This is a genomic window from Oleiphilus sp. HI0080, assembly GCF_001635135.1.
Genome location: NZ_LWFU01001170.1, coordinates 1 through 297 on the forward strand (window position 1 = coordinate 1; position 297 = coordinate 297).

Consider the following 297-nt stretch of genomic DNA (forward strand, 5'->3'; position numbering starts at 1 on the left):
TATCGATACAATCCTGAGAAAGACCAAGTGCCTTACATGGAAGATGTTGAGGTTGAGATTCCTGAAGGTAAGGATTTGATGGTTCTGGATGTATTGCATCTTATCAAGGCGAAAGACTCTTCTGTTTCCTATCGTCGTTCTTGCCGCGAGGGTGTTTGTGGTTCTGATGGTTTGAACATGAACGGTAAGAATGGTTTGGCATGTATCACTCCTCTTTCAGAGGTGGTGAAGAAGGGTAAATTGGTCATTCGTCCACTGCCGGGTCTTCCAGTTATTCGCGACTTGGTTGTAGATATG

1 protein-coding gene is annotated in these 297 nt (G+C 44.4%); it reads left to right on the plus strand.

Annotation, left to right across the window (positions count from 1 at the left end):
• Positions 1-297 (plus strand): 2Fe-2S iron-sulfur cluster-binding protein (locus A3751_RS20850; RefSeq protein ID WP_231876954.1); only part of this gene is annotated, 297 nt, incomplete at both ends.